Genomic DNA, 24,356 nt, shown 5'->3' with positions numbered 1-24,356 from the left:
GGTTGAGCGGGGAGTTCTTAAAAAGAGAAGGGCTATCTGAAGAAAAGAGGTAATGATTGTTATGAAATTGGTTCTCATTGGTGCGCCCGCTGCAGGTAAAGGTACACAGGCTGCACGTTTGGTTAAGCATTATGGTATTGCTCATATTTCTACGGGCGATATGCTGAGAGAAGAAGTTGCAAAGGGTACAGAACTTGGAAATCAGGCAAAAAGTATTATGGCGTCTGGTGGCTTAGTTTCTGACGAATTAATCATTGCTATTGTAAAAGAGAGAATTCAGAAAGATGACTGCAAAAATGGTTTCATTTTAGATGGTTTCCCTCGTACTGTTGTTCAGGCTGAAAAGCTTGACGAAATGGTAGCTTTGGATAAAGTTGTTTATATCAATGCACCCGACGAGGTAATGTTAGAAAGACTGACAGCAAGAGAAACTTGCCCTAAATGCGGTGCAACTTACAATAAATTATTCTTGCCTGCCAAGGTTGCTGGTATTTGCGATGTTTGTGGTGAAGCATTAACACAGCGTAAAGACGATACAACAGAAGCAGGTCTTGCAAGAATTAAAACATTCCATGAACAAAGTATGCCTTTGGTTGAGTTCTATGGAAGCAAAAACATCTTAATTGAAGTGGATGGTACACAGGCAATTGATGCTATTACAAAGGCGATTGTAGAAGGTCTGGAGAGATAAATATGTCTATCACGATCAAAACAGAAGATCAGATTGGTAAAATGCGTAAAGCAGGCAAGCTTTTGGCAGAGGTGGAAGCATTGGTTGCAAAAACTGCTGCACCTGGTGTGACAACTGCCTATCTGGATAAGCTGGCGGAAGACTATATCCTTAGTCATGGGGCAACACCCTCTTTTAAAGGATACGGTGGATTTCCTGGAACACTTTGCACCTCGATCAACGAGGAAGTTATCCACGGAATTCCCAGTAACCGAGTATTAAATGAAGGTGATATCCTCAGCATTGATGTGGGATGTATCTTAAACGGCTACCATGCAGATATGGCTAGAACTTATGCAATTGGCCAAATTTCTGCGGAAGCAAAAAAATTAATTGAGGTGACAGAACAAAGCTTTTTTGAAGGTATAACTTTTGCAAAAGAGGGCAATCATCTCAATGATATAGGCTCTGCAATTCAAAAATACGTTGAAAAAAACGGATTTTCTGTTGTCCGTGCCTATGTTGGGCATGGGATAGGCAGGAAAATGCATGAACCGCCAGAAGTCCCTAATTTTAAAACCTTGGGCAGAGGCATTCGTTTGCAAAAAGGAATGACTTTAGCAATTGAGCCAATGGTGAATATGGGAAGCTACGACGTTCGTGTTTTAAAAGACGGATGGACTGTAGTCACTAAAGATGGAAAATATGCAGCGCATTATGAAAACACCATTCTGATTACAGACGGTGAACCCGAAATTCTTACGTTACCACGATAGACGAAATAAAGATTGAGGTGATTACGTTGGAATATAAAATCGGGCAAATCGTTTATTCTAAAGACGGACACGACAAGGGAGAGGTAATGATGGTTGTTTCTGTTGAAGACAGATATTTATATCTGGTCAACGGGAAAACGCGAAAGCTTGCAAAGCCAAAGCGAAAAAAGATCCTTCATGTTCAGCCCACCCACTATGTGGACGCAGATATGGCCGAAAAATTGACCCGGAATGAATACATTCTGGATGCAGATATTAGGAAGGCTTTAAAGTCGTATCAAATAAAAGCAGTAGACTGTTAAGGAGGTTCTTGGCTTGTCAAAAGATGACGTAATTGAAGTAGAAGGAACCGTACTGGAAAAATTACCGAATGCCATGTTTCAGGTGGAGTTGGAAAACGGCCATCAGATATTGGCACATATTTCTGGCAAATTGCGTATGAACTTCATCCGTATTTTACCGGGTGACAAAGTATTAGTTGAAATGTCTCCTTATGATCTGACAAAGGGCAGAATTATTTGGAGAGCGAAATAAGGAAGGAGCGATCACAATGAAAGTAAGACCATCTGTAAAACCAATGTGTGAAAAATGCAGAATCATTAAGAGAAAAGGTCGTGTAATGGTCATTTGTGAAAATCCCAAGCATAAACAGAAACAAGGCTGATATATATTATATGGCTATCCAAAGGGAATACCTTTAAAAGTCGTTTGATAAATCCGTCAATATACCGGAAGGAGCATACAGTTAATAGCAGAGGCAGCGTGCAGGCTGACGGCTGCTCACTCTGTTTGTAATGCCCGACGGGTATAATTTATTTATGCGAAATATAATTGAAATTAACCATAGTTTGAGTGAATATCATAGGAGGTGCAAGATATACATGGCACGTATTGCTGGTGTAGACTTACCAAGAGAAAAACGCATTGAAGTTGGTCTGACTTATGTTTATGGCATTGGTCATCGCAGTGCAGTTCGTATCCTGAATGAAGCAGGTGTAGATCTGAACACAAGAGTAAGAGACCTGACTGACGATGAAGTAGCTAAAATTCGTGACGTAATTGACAAATCTCAGAAGGTTGAAGGTGACCTGAGAAGAGAAGTTGCTCTGAACATCAAACGTCTGATTGAAATCGGCTGTTACAGAGGCATTCGCCACAGAAAAGGCCTACCTGTAAGAGGACAGAAAACTAAAACTAACGCAAGAACAAGAAAAGGTCCTAGAAAGACCGTTGCGAATAAGAAGAAATAATTGATTTCAAAGGAGGTTTGAATAATGGCTAAGAAAACTGTGAAAAAGACAACAACTCGCAGACGCCGTGATAAAAGAAAAGTAGAACGTGGCCAGGCTCACATTCAGTCTACTTTTAACAATACAATCGTTACAATCACTGATGCTGTTGGCAACGCACTGTCTTGGGCAAGTGCAGGTCAGTTGGGCTTTAGAGGCTCCAAAAAATCCACACCTTATGCAGCACAGATGGCTGCAGATACAGCTGCAAAGGCTGCTTCCGACTATGGTCTGAAGACTATCGAAGTTTTCGTAAAGGGTCCTGGTTCCGGCCGTGAAGCTGCAATCCGTGCATTGCAGGCTGCTGGATTGGATGTTACTATGATTAAAGACGTAACACCCGTTCCTCACAATGGCTGTAGACCACCTAAACGCAGAAGAGTATAATCATCAGGAGGTGTAGATAAATGGCAAGAGATAGAGTACCCGTATTGAAGAGATGTAGATCCTTGAACTTGGATCCCATCTACCTTGGTATTGATAAAAAATCCAAAAAGCAAAACTTAAGAGCAAACAGAAAAATGAGCGAATACGGCCTTCAGATGAGAGAAAAGCAAAAAGCGAAATTCATCTACGGCGTTTTGGAAAAACAGTTTAGAGGCTACTATGCACAGGCTGAAAAAATCGCTAAAAAAGAAGGTATTCCTGGTGAAAACCTGCTTATGTTGCTGGAAATGAGATTGGACAACGTAATGTTCCGTCTTGGTTACGGCAGAACAAGAAAAGAAGCTAGACAGATTGTTCGTCACAAACACGTTACAGTAAACGGCAAGCCCGTTGACATCCCTTCCTTCCAGGTTAAGGCTGGTGACGTAGTTGAAGTGAAAGAAAAATACAAAACCATCCAGAGATACAAAGACGTTTTGTCCGTAACAGACGGCAGAATCGTTCCTGAATGGTTAACCGCAAACCATGATGGTTTAAGCGGTACAGTAGTAGCAAAACCCACGAGAGCACAGATCGACGTTCCTGTTGAAGAAACACTTATTGTCGAATTGTACTCCAAATAATCTGAAACGGTTGTGCAAAAAAGTCAATCAAAAAGCTGTGGGGCGAAAAGCCCCACAGCACCTTAATATAAAAAAGGGAGGTTTGAATGAGTGTTTGAATTTGAGAAACCTCGCATTGAGATTGCTGAGATGGCACCGGACGGAACTTATGGCAAGTTTGTGGTAGAGCCTTTGGAAAGAGGCTATGGCACAACATTAGGTAATTCCCTGAGAAGAATTTTACTTTCCTCTCTTCCTGGGGCGGCTGTCAGCAACGTAAAGATCGATGGTGTGCTTCATGAGTTTAGCGTAATTCCTGGCGTGAAAGAAGACGTTACAGAAATTATTCTGAACTTAAAAGGCCTTGCGATTAAAAACACCAGTGAAGGAAATGAACCCAAGATTGCGTATATCGACATTGAGGGCGAAGGGGAAGTAAAGGGCTCTGATATTAAAGCAGATAGTGATATTGAGATTTTAAATCCCGATCATCACATTGCAACACTTTCCGGTGGCGCTGGTAGCAAGCTTTATATGGAAATTACCATCAACAAAGGACGCGGCTATATTGGTGCAGACAAGAATAAAAAGGATGACCAACCTATCGGCATGCTTCCAGTTGACAGCATTTTCACCCCCGTTACCAGAGTTAATTTTCTTGTGGAAAATACTCGTGTGGGTCAGATCACTGACTATGACAAATTGTCTTTAGAAGTGTGGACCAACGGCACCATCGCACCCGACGATGCAGTAAGCTTCGGTGCGAAGATTTTGAATGAACACCTAAATCTGTTCATTGATCTTTCTGATAACGCAAAAGATGCTTCTATTATGGTTGAAAAAGAAGAAGGTAAGAAAGAAAAAGTTCTTGAAATGAGTATTGAAGAGCTTGATCTTTCTGTTCGTTCTTATAACTGCTTGAAGAGAGCTGGTATCAACACAGTAGAAGACTTGGCGAATAAGACGGAAGAAGAGATGATGAAGGTTAGAAATCTGGGACGTAAGTCTTTGGAAGAAGTATTGAACAAGATGGCAGAGCTTGGTTTGGCGTTAAGACCTAGCGACGAGTAAGCTTTTGCCTGTTACTATAATTTACCGTGCGATTACGCCTTCACATAAGCCCGATGAGCGGTGGTGGCGGGCACTATCGTACGGGAATCAACAAGGAGGATACGAACCATGCATGCATCCGGTTATAGAAAGCTTGGTAAAACAACACCCCAAAGAAAGGCTCTGTTAAGAAACCAAGTTACAAATTTGCTGTATCACGGCAAAATTAAAACAACAGAAGCTAGAGCGAAAGAAGTAAGAAGAATCGCTGAAAAGCTTATTACATTGGCTGTAAAAGAAAAAGACAACTTCGATGAAGTTGAAGTAACAGCTAAGGTAGCAAAAAAAGACGCAAATGGTAAGCGTGTGAAAGAAGTTGTAAACGGCAAGAAAGTAACTGTTTATGATGAAGTTAAGAAAACAGTGAAGAAGGATAGACCTTCCAGACTTGCTGCGAGACGTCAGATGTTGGCTTATATTTACCCTGTAACAGAAGTTCCTGCTGATGGCAAAAAAGTTAGAAGCCTGAGCAAAAAGGTAGACATGGCAGCTAAGATGTTTGATGAAGTTGCTCCTAAGTACGTTGACCGTAACGGTGGTTACACAAGAATTGTAAAGCTGGGCGCTAGAAAAGGCGACGGCGCGATGGAAGTATTCATCGAATTGGTATAATAAAACAAATGAAAGAGGTTCCCTTTGTGGAATCTCTTTTTTTCGTGGGCTTGGACAACTGTTGCATCCTCAGATAGAGAAGGAATGCAGTATTCTATTATGGAGGAGAAGAATATTGACAGTTATATAAATATGATATTTATATAATAATGAAGGTAGAAATTGTAAGCTTTATACAATATTTCTGAGACATCAAAACAAAGGCATATTTCAAGAAGAAATTAGAAGAAAGGTGTTCTCAAATTACTTGAATATCATGGATACTTCAAATTTAGTTATGTCAGTGTGTAAGAAAAAGAGAAGATCAAAAACCCCCACACAAAAGGGTGTGTAGGGGTTTTTAAAATAGAAAAGGGATTCAGTTTTAGTGAAGGACAGCTGCTAAGGTTGTATCTTCTACCATGGTTTGTTCTGCTTGAATCCTTGTGGCGTCTTGTTTTTCATGAACCTTCTGTATCGCTACGGTCAGAGACATAAAGCTCAGGAAGGAGATGGAAAAAGCTAAAATAGATGCGCCTGCGAGTTTCATAAGTTGTGTTTTCATAAATGTCTCTCCCTTCAAAATGCAAGAATTAATTATCTAAATTATAACATAAAGCAATAAAACGTAGGTTACAGCGGGGTTACGTTGTCATTACAACGGTCTTACTCCTTTGTTACGAGCAGGTTACAATAGAACCGCTTATGCCTTTATTATATCAGAGAAAAAGGAAGATATAATTAAGCTAGTATTACGATGGGTTTACAAAAAACAGAAGATTTTTTTAAGAAATTTGAGAGATACTTTTTGTAGAGCAAGGGCTATTTTTCTTGACTTTTTTCTGGAAAAAACGTATCCTATTGATAGCTGTGAGCATTATTTGTCATAGACTTAAGAGGGGTTTAAACCCTTAAAGAAAAGGTGAAGTTATGAAGATGGTGAAGGCCGAAGGTCTAACGTATGAATATATAAAAATGCTTGAAACAGACCACGGCACCGAGGAAGAAAAGGTTGCTGCGTTAAAGTCGGTAAACTTGGAAATTGAAAAGGGCGAGTTTGTGGTGGTATTAGGTCATAATGGCTCTGGAAAGTCTACTTTTGCAAAGCATATTAACGCTTTGTTGGAACCAACAGATGGAACTTTGTGGGTTAAGGGCATGGATACCAAAAATGGTGAGTTAATTTGGGATATTCGACAAACTGCGGGCATGGTTTTTCAAAATCCTGATAACCAGCTAGTGGCCACAGTTGTGGAAGAGGATATTGCATTTGGCCCAGAAAATATGGGGATTGAACCGGAAGAAATCCGTCGTCGTGTAGATGATGCGTTGGCAACGGTTCGTATGCAAAAGTATGCTACCCATACGCCTTCTAAACTCTCAGGTGGTCAAAAGCAGCGTATTGCCATTGCAGGCGTGTTGGCGATGAAGCCTGACTGCATTGTTTTGGACGAGCCTACGGCTATGCTTGACCCTGTTGGTCGAAAAGAGGTACTAGAAACCATTGAGCGTTTAAATAAGGAAGAAGGCATTACCATTATACTGATAACCCATTATATGGACGAGGCGGTTCGTGGTGATCGGGTTTATGTGATTGATGATGGCGAGGTAGTAATGGAGGGAAAGCCAAAAGAGATTTTCTCTCAAGTAGAGCGACTTCAGCAGTACGGATTAGATGTGCCTCAGGTAACAGAGGTTGCACATCTTCTGCGTAAGGAAGGCATCGACTTACCCGCAGATATTTTAACAGTCGAGGAAATGGTAGGTGCACTATGTCAATTAAAATTAACCAATTAACATATATATATAACCAAGGTACTGCTTTTGAAAAAAAGGCTTTGGATGATGTTTCCCTGGAAATAAAGAAGGGGGAATTTGTTGGTTTGATTGGGCATACAGGTTCCGGAAAATCAACATTAATTCAGCACTTAAATGGAATTATTAGCCCAACGAAGGGTGAAATTTTATTAGATGGGGAGAATATTCATAAGGATAAGGCAAAGCTAAAAGAGGTACGTCGCCGTATTGGTTTGGCCTTCCAATACCCCGAATATCAACTTTTTGAAATGACAGTTTATAAGGATGTAGCCTTTGGCCCCACTAATATGATGCAGTCTAAGGATGAGATTCATAAAAATGTGGTGGCGGCATTAGAAACCGTTGGTATTGCTCATGATTTGTATGAAAAGTCTCCTTTTGAGTTATCAGGGGGACAAAAGCGTCGTGTTGCCATTGCCGGTGTTTTGGCAATGAATCCAGAGGTTTTGATTTTGGATGAGCCTACGGCAGGATTAGATCCCAAGGGCCGAGATGAAATTTTACAAGCAATCAAACGCCTTCATCAAGAAAGAGGTATTACAGTTATTTTGGTTAGCCATAGCATGGAGGATGTTGCTAAATTGGTGGATCGAATTATTGTGATGCACGAAGGTAAAGTGGCCACAACGGGAACGCCAAAAGAAGTATTTTGCCATGTAAAAGAATTAGAGGCAATGGGATTGGCGGCTCCCCAAGTGAGTTATGTTTTTGCTGCCTTAAAAGAAAAAGGTTTTGACGTGCCTATAGATGTATTCACCATTGAAGAAGCAAAAAATGTACTATTAAATTTGGTAAAGCAGGTGAGCGTATGATTCGGGATATTACCATCGGGCAGTTTTACCCTGTGGATTCCCTGATCCATCGGTTAGATGCCAGAGTAAAGCTGACAATAACTTTTATTTTTATTATAACACTGTTTATGGTGAATTCTTTTGTGGGATACTTCTTTGTAATTGCTGCTTTGGGGGCAACAATAAAAACATCAAAGGTGCCTTTAAAGTTCATGCTTAAAGGTATTAAAAGTATTATGATTATCATTTTATTTACCGCCTTTATTAATCTTTTTATGACCAGAGGGGAACAAGTTATTTGGCAGTGGGGCGTTTTAAGCCTTACATTAGAGGGCATCATACTGGCAACGAAAATGTGTATCCGTTTGGTGCTCTTGATTGTTGGTTCTTCTATTCTTACCCTCACCACAACACCTATTCAGTTGACAGACGGTATTGAGTATATGTTGCGACCATTCAAAAAAGTTGGTGTGCCTGCCCATGAAATTGCAATGATGATGACCATAGCACTGCGTTTTATTCCTACTTTATTAGATGAAACGGATAAAATCATGAAAGCGCAGCAGGCCAGAGGTGCTGATTTTGACACAGGAAGTTTAATGCAAAAAGCAAAAAGCTTAATACCGATTCTTGTTCCATTGTTTATTTCTGCCTTCCGCCGAGCGGAGGAGTTGGCCATGGCCATGGAGGCAAGATGCTACCACGGGGATGAGAATAGAACGAGAATGAACCGTATGCGTATGCAAAAACGGGACTATCATGCTTTAGCTATGGGTGTGGTATATATCCTAATTATTTTTGGGTTGCGATACGCTGCTAGGGTACTGCCTTTTATGATTTAGGAACAAGAAGGGTTTTGCAATTGTTGAGGAAGCTTATTATTAAATAATTGATGTTGTTTGTAATTAAAATACTTACAAGAGGGGGATGTTAGATCTCCCTTTTTTATACGAGGAGGAGTTGGGTGAGACGCATACTACTGACCATCGCCTACGATGGAACCAGATATAGCGGTTGGCAAAAGCAATTATTGCCAGAAGTAATCACAGTTGAAGGAGAGTTGGAAAAAGCCTTAAGAATTCTCTTTCGCTCTCCTGAATTAACCTGTATTGGTGCTAGCCGAACAGATAGAGGGGTACATGCTTTAGGGCAAAGAGCGTCCATTGACGTTGATACAACCATACCTGTAGATAAAATTCCTTTGGCTATTCGTGGCCTTCTTCCTGAGGACATTGTGGTGGTAAAGGCAGAAGAAGTACCTCAGGACTTTCACCCTAGATATGATTGTGTAAAGAAAACATATGAATATCGAATTTTCAATGGGAAGATTAAAAATCCAAAGGAAAGATTATATTCTACTTTTGTATACACGCCTTTAGATGTGGAAAAAATGAATGTAGCCGCTGAAAAATTCATAGGAACCTACGATTTTGCCGCATTTTGTGCGGCGGGAAGTACCGTAACTTCAACGGTGCGAACCATTTTTGATAGTTTTGTCAAAAAAGAAGGTGACATGATTTATATCTATGTTACCGGAAATGGGTTTTTATATAATATGGTACGCATTATGGCAGGGACTTTAATTTCAGTTGGCTTAGGTAAAATTTCACAGGATGCAATTTCAGATATTATTTTGAGTAAAGACAGACAGAATGCCGGGCAGACGGCAGAGCCCCAAGCCTTGACTTTACAGGAAATATATTATGATTTTAAGGGGAAATTAGTTGACAGTAATGAGTGAATGTACTATAATAATAAAGCTGTACTTTGATTTTAAGACCATTTGGTTTTAAATATATGTTTCTCAAGGTGGGATCCAATAAGTTATGTGCATGCACATAATGGAGATTGATCGTTTTGTTCCCGCAAAACGGCAAAGTCAACGGATCAAACAAATAATTTATGGGAGGTAGAAACCATGAGAACAACTTACATTGCGAAGGAATCTGATGTGGTAAAGAAGTGGTATGTAATTGATGCTGCTGACATGACTCTGGGCCGTATGTCCACAGAAATCGCAAACATTTTAAGAGGAAAAAATAAACCCCAGTATGCACCTAACGTTGACATGGGCGACTATGTAATCGTTGTAAACGCTGAAAAGGTTGCTGTAACAGGCAAAAAATTGGAACAGAAAGTGTATCATCGTCACTCCGGCTATATGGGTGGTTTGAAAACAACTAGACTGGACAAAATGCTGGAAACACACCCTGAAAGAGTAATTGAACATGCTGTGAAAGGTATGCTTCCTAAAAATGCTCTGGGTAGAAAGATGTTTGCTAAACTGCACGTATATGCAGGTGCAGAGCATCCCCATGCAGCACAGAAACCCGAAAAATTGGAAATCAAATTTTAATAGGAGGAGGAAAGCATAATGGCAGCAGCTAGATATTACGGTACAGGCAGAAGAAAATCTTCCGTAGCTAGAGTATACTTAGTACCCGGCAACGGTAAAGTTACAATTAATAAAAGAGACATTGACGAATATTTTGGTCTTGAAACATTGAAACTCATTGTTCGTCAACCTCTGGAATTGACAGAAACAACAGCTAAATTTGACGTTTTGATTAACGTGAATGGTGGCGGTTTCACAGGTCAGGCAGGTGCAATCAGACACGGTATCTCCAGAGCTTTACTTCAGGCAGATGGCGATTACAGACCCGCTTTGAAAAAAGCTGGCTTCTTGACACGTGACCCTAGAATGAAAGAAAGAAAGAAATACGGTCTCAAGGCAGCGAGACGTGCGCCTCAGTTCTCTAAGAGATAATTATTTCAACTTTATACGAAACATCAAAACCCCGAAAACCTTGTGTTTTCGGGGTTTGTTTTATTTTGCGATTGGGTGAGAATGGGCGGAAATTTACGAATATGACACACGCATGACACACACATGACACAAAAAAATAATTATATTTTATCTATTTCCTCAATCAATTCTTGTATTTCTAAATGTGTATAAACCACCCTCGTTACATTCTGACCTTTGTGTCCCACTATTTTTTGTATAAATCTTTCGTCCGCTTTTGCAGCAGTCAGTAGACTTACACAAGTGTGTCTTGTATCGTGCGGTCTATGCTTTTCCATTCTATTAATTGCCTCCAGTAACTCTTCAATCTCTACATGGTATACACCGCTTGTGTAATACCTTGCCCTTTGTGACCAACAATCTTTTTTATGATACGCTTGTCTACCCCTGCAGTAGTTAAAAGTGAAACACCGGTGTGCCTTGTATCGTGGGGACGGTGGGTCATTCCCAACTGCTCAATAATGGGTATCCAGTAGCTTTCGTAATAGTTTTTATATTCCATCGGGTTCCCATCAGAAGTAGTAAGTAAACTTCATAATCATTCTAATAAAACGATTTCTTCAAAAAATTTATATCTCTGATTTCGGTTTTCGTTTTGGATGTAATCACATCAAACCATTTCTTTGAATTTTTCAATACTCTGTTCCTTCCATATAACTATCAATTGTGTTTTTTTCATAGTATAATTCGTGAAGATACTTCTTTTACCACTAGGAGGGGCAAATCTTTTACTTAATGTAGTATTGTGAAACTTATGATAGAATGATAGCAAGAATTATTAAAACTTATGGCTTGGATTTTGCTATCCTACTCTACAGAAAGGAGGGAGTACAAATAGAAAATCAAAGGGTCACTAACATTGAAGCTGTTATAGATTTCATAGAGAATCACCTTGATCAAAAGCTGGAATTGGAAACAATAGCTGAAGCTGTCCACTATTCGAAATATCATTTGCATCGGATGTTTTCTGATACGGTAGGCATTACAGTCCGTGAATATGTGGGACGACGGCAGCTTACTGAAGGGGCGAAACTACTTGTATTCTCAAAAAGGTCAATCATCGAGATTGCCTTTATCTGCGGGTATGAGGGGCAACAAGCCTTCACTACAGCTTTTAAGACCATGTATAAGATTCCTCCTGCGGAATATCGTCAACGACAGGAGTTTTATCCCTTGCAGTTACGGTTTACGTTAAATAGGAAGAAATTTCGCAGGGAGTTTTCAAAATCCAATGTCCGATTGGCGAAACCCTCTGACATTCCCCTGTGGATGGATTTGGTAAGGCTTGTGATTGATGGCTATCCATGCCTAGATGAAGGGGATTATCTTCAGAAACTGAACGGTTGTATAGAAGAAAAACGGGCATTGATTATGGAAGATGGCGATACTGCCATTGGAATTATGGCATTTTCCTATGATACAGGCAGTATTGAATTCATGGGAGTGCACCCCCAATATCGTAACCTTGGCATTCAAAAAGTCTTTCTGGATAAGCTAATGGAAGACTATATTATTGGGCGTGAAATCAGCACCACCACATACCGATTAAATGATAAGGCTGATACGGGCTATCGCAGTGAGCTGAAACAACTGGGATTTGCTGAACAAGAACTGCTTGTGGAGTTTGGTTACCCAACACAACGTTTTATCCTCCCTCCCAAAATAGGAGGTTAATTGAAATGTACATTACACAAAAATCCCACTGGAAACAAAGGACAGTCACCTTTCTTGTCAGCCAATGTATCACGTTGTTTGGCTCAACCCTAGTCCAGATGGGAATCGTGTGGTATGCCACCATGCAAACATCCTCAGGGGTATGGGTGGCTGCCTTTACCATTTGCGCCTATCTGCCCCAGTTTCTCATTTCCTTTATGGGAGGGGTATGGGCTGATCGGTATAACCGTAAAAGTCTGATTATTGGGGCGGATTTGGTGATTGCCGCTGTGACACTGGCCATGGTGCTGGCAATCCCTTATATTTCTTCTGAACCAAGTTTGCTTTTTGCATTATTAGGAATGTCAGTCATTCGCTCCTTGGGCGCAGGAATTCAGACGCCAGCCCTCAACGCCGTTATTCCACAACTTGTTCCAGAAGAACAGCTTATGAGATACAATGGTATTAATATGACCATGCAGTCTGTGGTTCAGTTTGCGGCTCCTGCCGCAGCGGGGGCAATTTTCGCAGTTGGTACGTTACGCTCCATGTTGATGGTGGATATTCTAACAGCTACATGCGGCATTGGTATTTTATCTTGTGTGTTGCTTCCAAAGAAAGAAATGTTACAAGCAAGAGGATCTATTTTTATTGATATGAAAGAGGGAATAAAGTATACTTTTTCCCATAAGGTCATTGGAAGGTTATTGATTATTTATGGACTTTTTATTTTTCTGTGCGTTCCTGCTGGCTTTCTTGCAGGGTTGCTTGTTCGACGTGTATATGGCGACACATATTGGTATCTGACAGCAGTCGAGCTGGTAGGATTTGCAGGAATGATAGTGGGCGGTCTAGCCATGAGCACATGGGGTGGCTTCAAAAACACAACGAAAACCCTATTGATAAGCCTGACTGCCTTTGGGATGTTTGCCATTGGTATGGGACTTTCTCGAAGTTTTATATTATACCTTGCATTGATGCTATTCTATGGAATTGCTTTGACCATGGTGCAAACGTCCACAACGACGCTACTCCAAGAAAAAACTGATGATTCCATGCAAGGGCGGGTATTCGGCTTACTGGGATCCATGTATTCTGGCTTCTTGCCCATTGGTATGGCGATTTTTGGACCTATGGCAGATAAAATCCCCCTTCAGTGGATTATGGTTGGCTCTGGTGTTGGGTTGATTATAATTGCGGCAACCATGAGCCGTCATTTTGTAGGGGAATGAATAGGAATGGAAAACAAAATGGAAATTATGAAATAACATAGGGAATGCTTTGAATACAGACAAAGGAGATGTCAGTGGCCAAACAACTATAGCTAGAGCAGAGCCAACAATACGCAGATTTTAAATTGCGATTAGAGGCTCTTTTTTTATAAAAATGGGATGTCAACTGGCATTTGTAAACATAAATGTGGTATTATTTTTGTTTTTTCAAAGTGGGATAGGAGCTTAATTAATATGTATATAGACGAAAGCATTCAAGGGGTAATAATCAGGAATTAGAGAAAAGTTTATGGGGGTTATAGGCGGGGGAGGTGTGGAAGTTGCCCTCACAGTATGGGAGGTTAACAAAAAGGTTGGGTTTTAAAAACAATGAAAAAGCCACCTGAAAGGGTGGCTGCGTTGAAGGATTAGTTAGCACAAACGTTGATGGCACGTGTTTTACGGCTATCTTTAGGATCTGCTTCTGTATCAAATGTTACTTTCTGTCCTTCGTTTAAGGATTTGAAACCATTTGACTGGATAGAGGAAAAATGTACAAATACATCATCTCCACCGTTGTCAGGTGTAATAAAGCCAAATCCTTTTTCTGCGTTAAACCATTTTACTGTACCGTTATTCATAATCAGTACCTCCTAAAAAATATTATCTCGGGCATATAAATAAAAAGCTCTTAAGTTGTAGTCAGATAATAATTATCGACTAGGACTTAAGAGCGAATAATCATACTTACGAAACAATGTTATTATACCTCATAAGAAGAGATATGTCAATAAAAACTTTTAAAAGAATTTTGATTATTGTAAGAATGTTATAGAATATTGAAAAAGTACGGCCACATGCTGGGGCAGGTATAATTAAGAATGGTGAATTTATCTAAATTCTTTGCTAAAATAGAAAATGGGTGTAACATATCATTATAATGGAACAAGTTAGTTCTAAAGAAATCGAAATATATAGGATGACAAGGAGAGAGGTAATAAATGTATCCATATCACAATAAAATCAAGCAAAGAATCAAAAATGGAGAACTAGAAACATATTATTTTTGTCAGAGTTATCCGAAAATAGGGGAATGTTTGGTTTTGATTTTTAAAACAGAGCCAATTTTAAGACCCATTCGCCCCCATAAATATCACGAATATATGGATTTATTGGTTGAGATTAAGGGGAAAAGTAAAGAGGAGTAGGGGTTAAAATATTTTTATAAAAAGTTATTATATATATTTGAGAAACTGAATGGAGGGAGATATAGTTTGTTACAGCAGTAAATAGAATTGAGCACCAATGTGGAAGAAGGATTAAGGTATAGGGACAGCGGTTTGGGGTATGGTATTATGAACGGGCTGTAAGTTATGTTTACTCTGAGCTTCATTTGATTGCTATGAATATGGATGGTTTTATTTTATTATATTCTCTCCCCTTTTCTTGTGGAACGTGGAAAATAACATCAATAATGTTCAAGCCGATTTTAATGAGCATTTGGAAAAGGGACAACAAAAGGCTGTCCCTAAATTGGAGGAAGAGGAAAATAATTTAAAATATTGATGCATTTTAATGCTCATTAATCTCCGCAGGTAATAGAATAGTAAAGAACCGTTTGTTTATTGCCACAAGGACATGTGCAGCCGAGAAAATTTGTGTCTTCTTGATGGAAGCAAAAATGGCAAAGGTGGGCAAAAATATTAACCCAAAACAGGAAAAATTTCAATTCTTCCTCAAACTCACTTGCATTACAATAAGTGAACACCTCAGCACACCAGATTTTGCAAGGGCCTTCAGGGATGTCCCAATACAAATTAAATCTTTTTGATAAATAATCCCTTTTTTCATCGTCGGTTTTATTTTCCAAGGACCTTAACAATTCTTCAATTTTTGTCATCTTCTCATCTCCTTTCTGAATTGGTATCTAATACAGTATATTCAGGGAGATATGTTTTGACATATGCTTTGCATAGGTTTTAAGAAGGCCCCCACGGTAGATAGGGCGTCGGTGTTAAACTCCTGCACCGTACGGCTCCAATTTGAGGTTTCACCGAACAAATCTCGGATTTGAACCATGATCGCCTCTGGGTCAGCGGCTGTATATGCTAAAAAGTCATAGGTAGTGGCACCAAAGTCTGAAACGGCATGCGAAGAAGGAATGACCATCTCCACGTCCGTTGCCCGTGACTTAAAGCTTCCTGTCACCACATAGGAATTTCCCTTCATTCCATTTGATAAAGTAATGGTGTCACCAACGGAAAACCCAGCTTGTTTCATGCAGTCCTCACTTATGATTACAGCCCGTTCCCCAGCGGTAAAAGAGGCAACAGCTTGTTCCTGCATAGCCTTGCTTGGAAATCTAATTGCTAGCATGGAGCTGTACCATTCCAGATTATCTGTACCTTCCAAACGTGAGAATGTGATACCTTCCCCCTGCAGCTTATTCTTGAAAACATAAACAGGCAATACTTTTTCAATACCGTCCATATTTTCCACCTGTTCCACAAACTCTCCTTCCATGGGTCCGTCTGCAAAGCCTTGAAGCTGTGCACCACGAAAAACATCGCCAATATAAGTGTTTACAAAGCTCCCCACAACGCTGATTGCGATAACAGCGGAAATACTGATAAACAGTAGCGTGATATTTTGCATGATACTTTTGTTGTCCTGCATATTTCGCGCTGCGAGCCTGCCCTCATTTTGGAATAATAGCCCATATAGGCGTTCCAATCCCAGAGCGATTAAATTTGTAACAAGGGGTATGATGAGTATGGTGGCAATAATTAGTCCCAAAAGGGAAAATCCCCCTGCAAGATAAAACATTTTACCAGAAGCAAATTTCGGTAGTGTGCAAGAAAGAATAAAAAGGACAATTCCTGCTCCAATGACAAAGCGGCGAGAGATGTGCTTTTCTTCTACGGTTCCAAGTACAACGTCCTTTATGGATAGACGGCTTGCCTTGTGTATAGGTAGCCAAGCGGAGAGTAAGGAAGTCATGATGGCCACGGCAAAAGAAAGGAACACTCCGGGCAGGGAAATTACAACAGGAATTTCAATGCCATGTGATAGAGATTCTCCCATGCCCTGTAAAATCATTTTAAGTACAATAATGCCAACAGGGATGGCAATGAACCCACCTGCACAGCCGTAAAGCATGCTTTCCAATAAAAGAATGAGGGTCACATTTTTTTTTGTTGCTCCGATACTGCGGAAAGTTCCGATGATGGGTAGACGGTCTAGTGTGATGACCTTGTAACTGCTATAAATGATAAAAATGCTCATGGTGAGAGAGAAAAAGCTAATTAGGAAAAAAGGCATGGATTTTTGCCTTGCATCGGCGGCAATCTGCCCTTCGTTTACAATCGCTGAAACCTGATAGTCACTACCAGAGAGTGCGTTTTCCAATTCTGCTTTTAGGTAGCTTGTTTCTACCCCAGCAGCGGGTTCGATGAGAATTTCTCGATATCCGTCTGTTAGCCCTAAAAGCTTGGCTAATGTAGATTGTGGCAACAGAGCAGTGGTGCCCCTCGTATGACGGAGAAAAACAGTATCATAGGCAGCAATCTCCCTTACTTTAAACTGGACAGGTGTTCCGTGTACTTGCAGGATAAGGGTATCGCCTTTTTCAATGCCATACTTTGAGGTAAACCTGTTGGGCAGTATTATTTGATTACCTGAAAAGTGGGATACTTCAGCTCCATTTTCTAGACGGGGTTTGTTAATCTGATTCAGACCTTCAAGGTCCATGGCGATTAAATCCACCGTTTCATAGTATCCGTTTTCATGGTAAAGGGAAGTTCCCTTCAATATCCCTACTTTTGCCTTTATGGTGGGTAAAGGTGGAATCGCTTTTATGTCAATGCTCCTGTCATTGGCCTGAACAGAAATCGTCGCACTTCCCGCCATGCCCCGTGCCATTTTCCGCTGTGCCTTCTCATAGGACATGCCGATAGAAAAGGAAACGAATAACAACATAGTGGAAAGGAGAATTGACAGAAGCATGACAGTGGTTCGTGCCTTACGCTCTTTTACATTGGTCAGGATATACTTTAAAATTATTTTCAAATTTGCACCTACTCTCTTTGAGTGTATTCTTTAAAATAGTTGTTAGGGTTTTAAGATTGTCCAATAAGTATATTTTTTACTTTTTTCATCTCCTCTTAAGGACATCTTGCTTTAAAACTTCAATCACTGCTTTTTTGTGGGCGTTTACGTCTAATTTGACAGCAGAAATAGAATCTTACCTTGTTCAGATTTACGCCAAAATTTTTACCTTCTGCATTCGTATTAAAGATACTGCGTTTCCTAAAAGTCTACGGATACAGTAGCAACGGCACAATTTAAAACTCCATATGGGCTGTTGTCACTGCACCTAACTCTCACATTCTTCAAAGCATAGAAAAAAGGCTGGTAGCTATCATATAGAAATGATAAACTATCAACCTTAATCTTATTTTCATGTAACCTTAATTAACCTTAATTTCGGGGAAAAGAGATTCGAAAAGTTGTTCCAATATGGGGAATGCTTGAAAGGGAGATATTGCCTCCGTGAAGTTCCACAATATTTTTTACTATGGCAAGGCCTAACCCCGTTCCCTCTGACTTGCTTTCGGTGCTTGTTCCCCGATAATACCGTTCAAAGAGCCTTTGGGCTTCTTTCTCTGTCATTCCCCTTCCATTATCAGATATCGTTATGCTTATATCGTTTTCAGTGGGGACGATTCGTAAAGTAACCTCCGTATCTTTATCTCCATGAACAAAAGCATTAATAATCAGATTTTGCACTGCTCTTGTTAAAAGTTTAGTGTCAAAGGATAGCAGGATTGTTTCGTCTATACTTTCAAAATGAATGCGGCGGTTCTCATATTCTGGGTTATTCAAAATTTCAATTGCCAACTCCCTTAAAAAGCGGATCAAGTTTTGTTTCTGCAAATTGACGGGAAGCGTGCCGTGTTCTAGTTGCCAGGTTAACTTCAAATCATTAATTAAGCCTTCCATGTAATTGGCATTTTTCAGTATAATCTTTGCATACTGTCCACATTGTTCACCCGATTTATTCTCCTGCAAAATTTCTGCATAGCCTTTGATTGGAGACAAGGGTGTTTTTAAATCATGTGTGATGTTGGCAATCCATTCACGACGCATACGCTCTGTTTCTTCTCGCAGACTGTCACTTGCCCTGATTTGCGCATCTAAGATATTTAGGCTTTCGTATAGGTCCCTAAAAGCTCCACCATTTCTGCATGGAAGATAGGAGCTTTTGGAAATATCACGAATGGCTGAGGTCAGACGACCAATCATCCTTGCCGTCCAAAAGCCGTATGCCATTCCTGCCACAAGCATTACAAGTAGTAGTATAAATACTGTGGAAAGTATGACAGTTTTGCCTCCTGTAAACCGTTCCCCATTTAAATACATGGTGACTTTCGTGATTTCCATTGGGAAGTGAAGAATGTAGGCATAGGCCCTTCCTTGATGGGATACCTCCCCGATCAGAGAAATGTTTTTTTCCGTGTTGAAATGTCCTGTCTGGTAAAGACGCAGAAGGTGGGTAATGGAATAAGAGGTGCTTGTGTTTTCAGGTTTTTGAAATGCATATACTTCATTCCCAGTATTGTCAATGATTTGCACACCGATATGATTATTTTGCAGAAGCTCCATACCCATCTGCTTTACCTGTGGTTTATCATCAACAAATATAATCTGTTCACCGAAATTCTCTGTAAGTACTTTAGGCCAATCGCTTCTGACTGTTTCACCGTCTGGTTTTTGAACAGTTATTAATAGTAAAGAAAGACCGATGGCAGCAATAATTGTCCCAAGCAATGACAGAAAAAAAATTAAGTATATGTGAAAAATTGTACGATAGGCAGATTTTTTCATTTAATCAGTCCTTTTTTTAAGCTTATAGCCGAGTCCTTTTACAGTAATAAGCTGCTTTGGATTGGAAGGGGAATCCTCCATCTTTTCTCTAATATGACGGATATGCACCATAATGGTGTTGTCACAAATGCTGCTATACTCTCCCCAAACCTGTTCATAAAGGCGTTCTTTGCTGATAATTTTATCAGAGTTTTCCATGAGATGGGATAACAGCAGAAATTCTCGCCCAGTCAGGCTGATTTCCTGTCCTGCTTTATAAATCCGACAGCTTTCCCTATCCAGTGATAGCGGTCCAACTGTCAACAGTTGGTTATCGTCTGGCTGTGGGGTGGACTGATATTGTTGGCGGCGAAGCTGGGCTTTGATGCGGAAGACAATTTCCCGTGGGCTGAATGGCTTTGTTACATAGTCGTCACCGCCGCAGGAAAGACCGAGAATTTTGTCAATATCGTCATTTCTTGAGGAAAGAAACTGAACTGAACAAAAGGAAAATTCCCGTATTTTCTTGCATACCTCGATACCGTCCATATCCGGTAGCATAATGTCAAGGACGATCATGTCAGGCTTAAACTCCTTGCAAATTTGAAGGGCACTTATACCTGTATATGCTCTTTGAATAGAGTGAAAACCATCTTGAAGCAGAACTTCCTCTAATAAATCAACAATATCCTTTTCATCATCCACCAATAATATTTTACTGTTCATCATGATCATCCCCTTTCTTATTTAGTCTAAAATCCACAATTGTTAACCGCTGTATACAGTGAAAGTCTACCACACCTATAATATAATCCATATAATTACCATATTTTGCTTCATACCACCAATTATATTCCGTCAAAGGAACAACTTCAATGAAATTTTTGTGAATAAAAGGATTTGGTTCTAGGGGGTCCTATCTAAAAAGGATGATGAGTCCAGCTGATATTTTATAAACCGGGCGGTAATCTGTGAAGTGTCTGCAGAAGAACTGGTGAGATGTGCTACTCGTAAATAACAAGAAATACTGGTGAAATCCATCATTTAATTTTTTAAATCTATACTAATTTTTTTTCTTTGAGAGCATAAACGTATTAAGGCACCTTAGCAACACGCATCTACAGTTCGTACTTAACAGGAAAATAATGGGCAGTACGTCTATGCTTTTTATAGAAAGGGAAAAGTTGAAAAAAGAAGAATTAAAAAAGAAAAATCATACCATGCTAATTACGAATGAGTTTTTCTTAAAATAGAATAAAACCGATTGGTTAAATTTTGCTTAAATACGAAAAGTCTTGGAGATTATATTGACAATGACAAGCTTTTGATTCATCATAAACAAAAGATCATTTTGCCTAAGGAACATAGGCTGAAACTAAGGACACTTTAGAAGATCTAATATAGATGGAAAGGGGAAGTATATATGTATTGTTTGAAAAAAATAACCGATGATTTGACTTGGGTTGGAGGAAATGACCGCCGCTTGGCAATGTTTGAGGGCGTGTATTCTGTACCAGATGGAGTTTCTTATAATTCTTATATAATGATGGATGAAAAAACAGTTCTTTTTGATACAGTAGACAGGGCAGTAAGTAAAGTGTTTTTTGAAAACTTAACGGAAGTTTTACAAGATAGGCCTTTGGATTATCTGGTGGTTCATCATATGGAACCTGACCACTCCTTTACATTGGAAGAGGTGGTTCTGCGTTATCCCAACATCAAGATTGTCTGCAACGCTAAGATTTTGACGATGATTAAGCAATTTTTTGAATTTGATATTGACTCTCGTGTTATTGTAGTAAAAGAAGGGGATGTCCTTTCCACAGGGAAGCATCAGTTGACATTTTTTATGGCTCCTATGGTGCACTGGCCTGAGGTAATGTTGACTTATGATACTACCGATGGCATTTTATTCTCTGCGGATGCTTTTGGTTGTTTTGGAGCGTTGAATGGGGCTATTTTTGCTGATGAAGTTGATTTTGAGCTGAATTATATGAAGGAAGCAAGACGGTATTATGGCAATATCATTGGGAAGTATGGTCCGCAGGTTCAGGCTATGTTGAAAAAAATAGCACCTTTAGAGATTCGTTTGCTATGCCCATTACATGGGTTTGTTTGGAGAAAAGATATTGAAAAGTATATGGAGAAGTACGAAAGATGGAGCAGTTATACTCCGGAAGAAGAAGGGGTTGTCATTGCATATGCTTCTATCTATGGCAATACAGAGAACGCAGCGGAAATTCTTGCTTCTCGCTTATGGGACAGAGGAATTAAGACGGTGATGTTTGATGTATCCGTGGCCCCTGCGTCGGACATTATAACGGCAGCATTTTGTTACAGCCATTTAGTTTTTGCATCCGCTACCTATAACAATGGAATTTTTGTAAGCATGGAAGCGTTAGTATTTGATATCGTAGCACATAATCTGCAAAACCGTACCGTAGCGGTGATTGAGAATGGCTCATGGGCGCCTAATAGTGGTAAGCTGATTCGTGCCGAACTGGAAAAATGTAAGAATATGAATATTCTGGAAAACAAGATAACCATTAAATCTTCTATGAAAAAAAGCCAATTAGCTGAGATTGAAGCCATGGTGGATGCCATAGCGAATACGATGAAAAAATAATCGATTACAGGGTTGTTTTATTCATGTTGGCTTAAACGCATAAAAACCATCTGGCTATTGCAGTGAAAGAAATGCTGTTTTTACCTGAGCTTAGCTAAGTAAGGTTTGCTTTTTTGCGTCCTGATTGGGGCAAATTAGCAATTAAGAAAGCGTATTCCTAATGAATAAAACTTTGTGGAAAAAGGCGAATACAGAAGTCAAAGCAAAGTGCTAATTTTGTTTGTAAAATATTAGGGCATATGGTATAATAAAGGCGAATTTTATAATGTGAAAATGAGTTGGATGAATGGGATTAAGGTGTAGATAGTACTAGGTAGAAATCGATTTTTAAGGTACTTAGCACCTATAACATTGGAACTATCTGGAGGTAATGTAACTTAGTAGTGAGAAAAAGCAAAAAAGTTCCATTATCGTGTATCGTATTGTTCAAGTAATCCTTATAAACATTTTTAGGGTTTGAAGTAACTGGTTATTGTAATTTATAATTTTCTTTATAGATATACCCTTCAATGGGAAGTATCCAAAAGGGAATTTAAATTTCATAATAAACCAACCTCAAAAAGGAGGTTGGTAGAATTTTATTATTGAGAAGGAGATGATATCATATGAAAAAGTATGAATGTACAGTTTGTGGTTATATCTATGATCCTGAAATTGGCGATCCAGACAACGGAGTTGCTGCAGGCACACCTTTTGAGAAGTTGCCTGATGACTGGAAGTGCCCATTATGTGGCGTTGGTAAGGAAGACTTTGAAGTAAAAGAGTAATCTATTTGGAAAAGCAATGGCAGACTAGGCCTATGGAAAGGACATGGTTGCACCTAGTCCGAGCGGGGTATATACTGCCACCCTGAAACGGGTATTTTGCTTTCCATACCAAGAGATGAAATGAAAAGAATCCGTTTTACGGATTCTTTTTTATTGGCGCTTTCGCTCCAATAAACCACCAGCTCTGCTGGTGGAGGAAAAATGTTGATAGCAGGTTTAACGCTTTGAGATGGTTTCTGATTTTTATTTGAAAGCATAACTTTCTATGTTTTCTTTATATATTAGTGCTAAAAGAACAACTTTAATTTTCGGTCAAACAAGTGAATAGAGATAAGAAAACATCTCCTAGTATTTTCAAGGCCATGTTTTTATTTGGATATATTTGGAACTTCTGTGTTGACATTATTATCAATCTATGTTATCTTAGTGTCGAAAGTGAATAGGCAACATGTTAATTGAAGGGGTACACCACCACGGGTGTATCCCTTTTCGTGCTTTTTTTTATTTTTTTCCAGATAGGAGGAATTGTAAGTGCGTGTAAATGGAGTGGAAATTCAATTGGAGAATACAATGAGCTTATCAAAATTTTTACTGGAACAAGGCTACGATTTAAAGCGGGTTGCGATAGAACGCAATGGTGCCATCGTGCCAAAAGGGATGATTTCGCAAATTTTGTTATCTCCTGAGGATACCCTAGAAGTGGTTTCATTTGTAGGAGGTGGTTAATTTGGTTGGAGAAAGGTATGTGCCCACAAAGAAGGAATTGGAGGAGGCTTTAATCAAACGCCATAGCCTTTCCGTTCAGGAAAAGATTGCAAAAGGGCGTGTTGCCATAGCTGGATTGGGTGGACTTGGTTCCAATATTGCTATGATGTTGGCTCGCCTTGGGGTGGGAGAGTTATTTTTGGTGGATTTTGACCAAGTAGACTTGTCCAATTTAAATAGGCAGTGTTACGGGGTTCGTCATTTGGGAGTGAAAAAAACAGAAGCTTTGCAAGCTCAAATTAAAGAGGTGAACCCGTATGTACAAATAAAAACCAAAACCATTCGGGTTACGGAAGAAAATGCCGTGGAATTATTTCTTGAATATCCCATTGTATGCGAGGCCTTTGATCAGGCTGAAAACAAAGCAATGCTTGTAAATACGATTTTACAGCATTGTCCCAATATAAAAATTGTATCTGGTTCCGGCATGGGGGGATATGGTAGTTCCAATGAGATTGGTACAAAAAAGGTAATGAATAATTTTTATATTTGCGGAGATCTTGTTTCTGGCATTGAAAAAAATTATGGCTTGATGGCACCTAGGGTCCAACTTTGTGCAAGCCATCAAGCCAATATGATCTTACGATTGTTGCTTGGGATAGAGGAAGAATAGGGAAGGGAGAATTCAA

The 24,356-nt window shown here is 39.6% G+C and carries 32 protein-coding genes; 23 read left to right on the top strand and 9 right to left on the bottom strand.

All coding sequences use genetic code 11. The annotated features are described in order from the left end of the window. Positions 1-52: 52 nt before the first annotated feature. The 10 genes from RBQ60_RS12310 (at position 53) to RBQ60_RS12265 (ending at position 5,446) form a co-directional block, all read left to right on the top strand. Positions 53-691 carry an adenylate kinase gene (locus RBQ60_RS12310; RefSeq protein WP_307883987.1) on the top strand — a complete coding sequence of 213 codons (639 nt, stop codon included), beginning with the start codon at positions 53-55 and terminating at the stop codon, positions 689-691. A gap of 2 nt (positions 692-693) precedes the next feature. Then, positions 694-1,446, top strand: coding sequence for a type I methionyl aminopeptidase (gene map / locus RBQ60_RS12305; protein WP_307883986.1), 753 nt, complete (start codon positions 694-696; stop codon positions 1,444-1,446). Positions 1,447-1,472: 26 nt separating this feature from the next. Further along, on the top strand, positions 1,473-1,748 hold the full coding sequence (locus tag RBQ60_RS12300) for a KOW domain-containing RNA-binding protein (RefSeq protein WP_307883985.1): 276 nt from the start codon (positions 1,473-1,475) through the stop codon (positions 1,746-1,748). A gap of 13 nt (positions 1,749-1,761) precedes the next feature. Beyond that, a complete protein-coding gene (gene infA, locus RBQ60_RS12295) occupies positions 1,762-1,980 on the top strand; it encodes a translation initiation factor IF-1 (protein WP_004034723.1) in 219 nt (72 codons plus the stop codon). Positions 1,981-1,996: 16 nt separating this feature from the next. After that, positions 1,997-2,110 (top strand): 50S ribosomal protein L36, encoded by a 114-nt coding sequence (gene rpmJ, locus RBQ60_RS12290; protein ID WP_004034721.1) that lies wholly within the window; start codon positions 1,997-1,999, stop codon positions 2,108-2,110. A 217-nt stretch (positions 2,111-2,327) separates the two neighbouring features. Then, a complete protein-coding gene (gene rpsM / locus RBQ60_RS12285) occupies positions 2,328-2,696 on the top strand; it encodes a 30S ribosomal protein S13 (protein ID WP_307883984.1) in 369 nt (122 codons plus the stop codon). Between the two features lie 24 nt (positions 2,697-2,720). Next, positions 2,721-3,122 (top strand): 30S ribosomal protein S11, encoded by a 402-nt coding sequence (gene rpsK, locus RBQ60_RS12280; RefSeq protein ID WP_304509532.1) that lies wholly within the window; start codon positions 2,721-2,723, stop codon positions 3,120-3,122. Between the two features lie 20 nt (positions 3,123-3,142). After that, on the top strand, positions 3,143-3,745 hold the full coding sequence (gene rpsD / locus RBQ60_RS12275; RefSeq protein WP_307883983.1) for a 30S ribosomal protein S4: 603 nt from the start codon (positions 3,143-3,145) through the stop codon (positions 3,743-3,745). Positions 3,746-3,835: 90 nt separating this feature from the next. Continuing rightward, the gene (locus tag RBQ60_RS12270) at positions 3,836-4,795 is read left to right on the top strand and encodes a DNA-directed RNA polymerase subunit alpha (protein ID WP_307883982.1); all 960 of its coding nucleotides are present in this window, start codon (positions 3,836-3,838) and stop codon (positions 4,793-4,795) included. Positions 4,796-4,903: 108 nt separating this feature from the next. Continuing rightward, complete coding sequence (locus tag RBQ60_RS12265; RefSeq protein ID WP_307883981.1) at positions 4,904-5,446, top strand: bL17 family ribosomal protein; 543 nt, start codon at positions 4,904-4,906, stop codon at positions 5,444-5,446. Positions 5,447-5,810: 364 nt separating this feature from the next. On the opposite strand, the gene RBQ60_RS12260 is transcribed toward RBQ60_RS12265, so the two are convergent. Next, positions 5,811-5,990, bottom strand: a complete 180-nt coding sequence (locus RBQ60_RS12260) for a hypothetical protein (protein WP_307883980.1) — start codon at positions 5,988-5,990, stop codon at positions 5,811-5,813. A gap of 365 nt (positions 5,991-6,355) precedes the next feature. Between RBQ60_RS12260 and RBQ60_RS12255 the strand changes: the two genes are divergently transcribed. The 6 genes from RBQ60_RS12255 (at position 6,356) to rpsI (ending at position 10,801) form a co-directional block, all read left to right on the top strand. Further along, entirely contained in the window at positions 6,356-7,222 is an 867-nt protein-coding gene (locus RBQ60_RS12255) for an energy-coupling factor transporter ATPase (RefSeq protein ID WP_307883979.1), read from the top strand. Further along, entirely contained in the window at positions 7,198-8,055 is an 858-nt protein-coding gene (locus tag RBQ60_RS12250; protein ID WP_307883978.1) for an energy-coupling factor transporter ATPase, read from the top strand. The genes RBQ60_RS12255 and RBQ60_RS12250 overlap by 25 nt, the downstream gene beginning before the upstream one ends. Then, positions 8,052-8,876, top strand: coding sequence for an energy-coupling factor transporter transmembrane component T family protein (locus RBQ60_RS12245; RefSeq protein WP_307883977.1), 825 nt, complete (start codon positions 8,052-8,054; stop codon positions 8,874-8,876). The genes RBQ60_RS12250 and RBQ60_RS12245 overlap by 4 nt, the downstream gene beginning before the upstream one ends. Before the next feature lie 122 nt (positions 8,877-8,998). Then, positions 8,999-9,775 (top strand): tRNA pseudouridine(38-40) synthase TruA, encoded by a 777-nt coding sequence (gene truA, locus RBQ60_RS12240; RefSeq protein ID WP_307883976.1) that lies wholly within the window; start codon positions 8,999-9,001, stop codon positions 9,773-9,775. 177 nt (positions 9,776-9,952) lie between these two features. Continuing rightward, positions 9,953-10,390 (top strand): 50S ribosomal protein L13, encoded by a 438-nt coding sequence (rplM, locus tag RBQ60_RS12235; protein WP_307883975.1) that lies wholly within the window; start codon positions 9,953-9,955, stop codon positions 10,388-10,390. 18 nt (positions 10,391-10,408) lie between these two features. Beyond that, entirely contained in the window at positions 10,409-10,801 is a 393-nt protein-coding gene (gene rpsI / locus RBQ60_RS12230; RefSeq protein ID WP_307883974.1) for a 30S ribosomal protein S9, read from the top strand. Positions 10,802-10,941: 140 nt separating this feature from the next. Here rpsI and RBQ60_RS12225 read toward each other — a convergent pair whose 3' ends face one another. Both RBQ60_RS12225 and RBQ60_RS12220 read right to left on the bottom strand, forming a co-directional pair. After that, positions 10,942-11,118: a tyrosine-type recombinase/integrase gene (locus RBQ60_RS12225; protein ID WP_307883973.1), complete on the bottom strand. Its 177-nt coding sequence runs from the start codon at positions 11,116-11,118 to the stop codon at positions 10,942-10,944. Between the two features lie 32 nt (positions 11,119-11,150). Continuing rightward, a complete protein-coding gene (locus RBQ60_RS12220; RefSeq protein WP_307883972.1) occupies positions 11,151-11,342 on the bottom strand; it encodes a tyrosine-type recombinase/integrase in 192 nt (63 codons plus the stop codon). Positions 11,343-11,674: 332 nt separating this feature from the next. Here RBQ60_RS12220 and RBQ60_RS12215 point away from each other — a divergent pair, with 332 nt between their 5' ends. Then, a complete protein-coding gene (locus tag RBQ60_RS12215) occupies positions 11,675-12,514 on the top strand; it encodes a helix-turn-helix domain-containing protein (RefSeq protein ID WP_307886016.1) in 840 nt (279 codons plus the stop codon). Between the two features lie 5 nt (positions 12,515-12,519). Beyond that, complete coding sequence (locus tag RBQ60_RS12210; RefSeq protein ID WP_307883971.1) at positions 12,520-13,725, top strand: MFS transporter; 1,206 nt, start codon at positions 12,520-12,522, stop codon at positions 13,723-13,725. A 407-nt stretch (positions 13,726-14,132) separates the two neighbouring features. On the opposite strand, the gene RBQ60_RS12205 is transcribed toward RBQ60_RS12210, so the two are convergent. Next, positions 14,133-14,345 (bottom strand): cold-shock protein, encoded by a 213-nt coding sequence (locus RBQ60_RS12205; RefSeq protein ID WP_307883970.1) that lies wholly within the window; start codon positions 14,343-14,345, stop codon positions 14,133-14,135. Between the two features lie 360 nt (positions 14,346-14,705). On the opposite strand from RBQ60_RS12205, the gene RBQ60_RS12200 reads away from it, so the two are divergent. Continuing rightward, positions 14,706-14,912: a hypothetical protein gene (locus RBQ60_RS12200; protein WP_307883969.1), complete on the top strand. Its 207-nt coding sequence runs from the start codon at positions 14,706-14,708 to the stop codon at positions 14,910-14,912. 374 nt (positions 14,913-15,286) lie between these two features. Here the strand turns inward: RBQ60_RS12200 and RBQ60_RS12195 are convergent, their stop codons facing one another. The 5 genes from RBQ60_RS12195 to RBQ60_RS12175 form a co-directional block, all read right to left on the bottom strand. Continuing rightward, a complete protein-coding gene (locus RBQ60_RS12195; protein WP_307883968.1) occupies positions 15,287-15,604 on the bottom strand; it encodes a hypothetical protein in 318 nt (105 codons plus the stop codon). 41 nt (positions 15,605-15,645) lie between these two features. Next, positions 15,646-17,772 (bottom strand): FtsX-like permease family protein, encoded by a 2,127-nt coding sequence (locus RBQ60_RS12190; protein ID WP_307883967.1) that lies wholly within the window; start codon positions 17,770-17,772, stop codon positions 15,646-15,648. Between the two features lie 411 nt (positions 17,773-18,183). Beyond that, the gene (locus tag RBQ60_RS12185; RefSeq protein WP_307883966.1) at positions 18,184-19,590 is read right to left on the bottom strand and encodes a sensor histidine kinase; all 1,407 of its coding nucleotides are present in this window, start codon (positions 19,588-19,590) and stop codon (positions 18,184-18,186) included. Continuing rightward, entirely contained in the window at positions 19,591-20,295 is a 705-nt protein-coding gene (locus RBQ60_RS12180) for a response regulator transcription factor (protein WP_307886015.1), read from the bottom strand. Next, positions 20,285-20,431 carry a hypothetical protein gene (locus RBQ60_RS12175; protein ID WP_307883965.1) on the bottom strand — a complete coding sequence of 49 codons (147 nt, stop codon included), beginning with the start codon at positions 20,429-20,431 and terminating at the stop codon, positions 20,285-20,287. The genes RBQ60_RS12180 and RBQ60_RS12175 overlap by 11 nt, the downstream gene beginning before the upstream one ends. Before the next feature lie 561 nt (positions 20,432-20,992). Here RBQ60_RS12175 and RBQ60_RS12170 point away from each other — a divergent pair. The 4 genes from RBQ60_RS12170 to thiF all read left to right on the top strand — a co-directional run bounded on the left by RBQ60_RS12170 (position 20,993) and on the right by thiF (position 24,340). Then, positions 20,993-22,195, top strand: a complete 1,203-nt coding sequence (locus RBQ60_RS12170; RefSeq protein ID WP_307883964.1) for an FprA family A-type flavoprotein — start codon at positions 20,993-20,995, stop codon at positions 22,193-22,195. Between the two features lie 605 nt (positions 22,196-22,800). Beyond that, positions 22,801-22,962 carry a rubredoxin gene (rd, locus tag RBQ60_RS12165; protein WP_307883963.1) on the top strand — a complete coding sequence of 54 codons (162 nt, stop codon included), beginning with the start codon at positions 22,801-22,803 and terminating at the stop codon, positions 22,960-22,962. Between the two features lie 531 nt (positions 22,963-23,493). After that, positions 23,494-23,688, top strand: a complete 195-nt coding sequence (gene thiS / locus RBQ60_RS12160; RefSeq protein ID WP_307883962.1) for a sulfur carrier protein ThiS — start codon at positions 23,494-23,496, stop codon at positions 23,686-23,688. After that, positions 23,681-24,340 carry a sulfur carrier protein ThiS adenylyltransferase ThiF gene (thiF, locus tag RBQ60_RS12155; RefSeq protein ID WP_442871369.1) on the top strand — a complete coding sequence of 220 codons (660 nt, stop codon included), beginning with the start codon at positions 23,681-23,683 and terminating at the stop codon, positions 24,338-24,340. The genes thiS and thiF overlap by 8 nt, the downstream gene beginning before the upstream one ends. The last annotated feature ends 16 nt before the right edge of the window (positions 24,341-24,356 follow it).

It is taken from the genome of Anaerotignum sp. MB30-C6, from assembly GCF_030908465.1.
In the GTDB taxonomy this organism is placed as follows: Bacteria; Bacillota; Clostridia; order Lachnospirales; family Anaerotignaceae; genus Chakrabartyella.
Note: the sequence above shows the minus strand (reverse complement) of the source record. Positions and strands in the feature narration are given on the sequence as shown.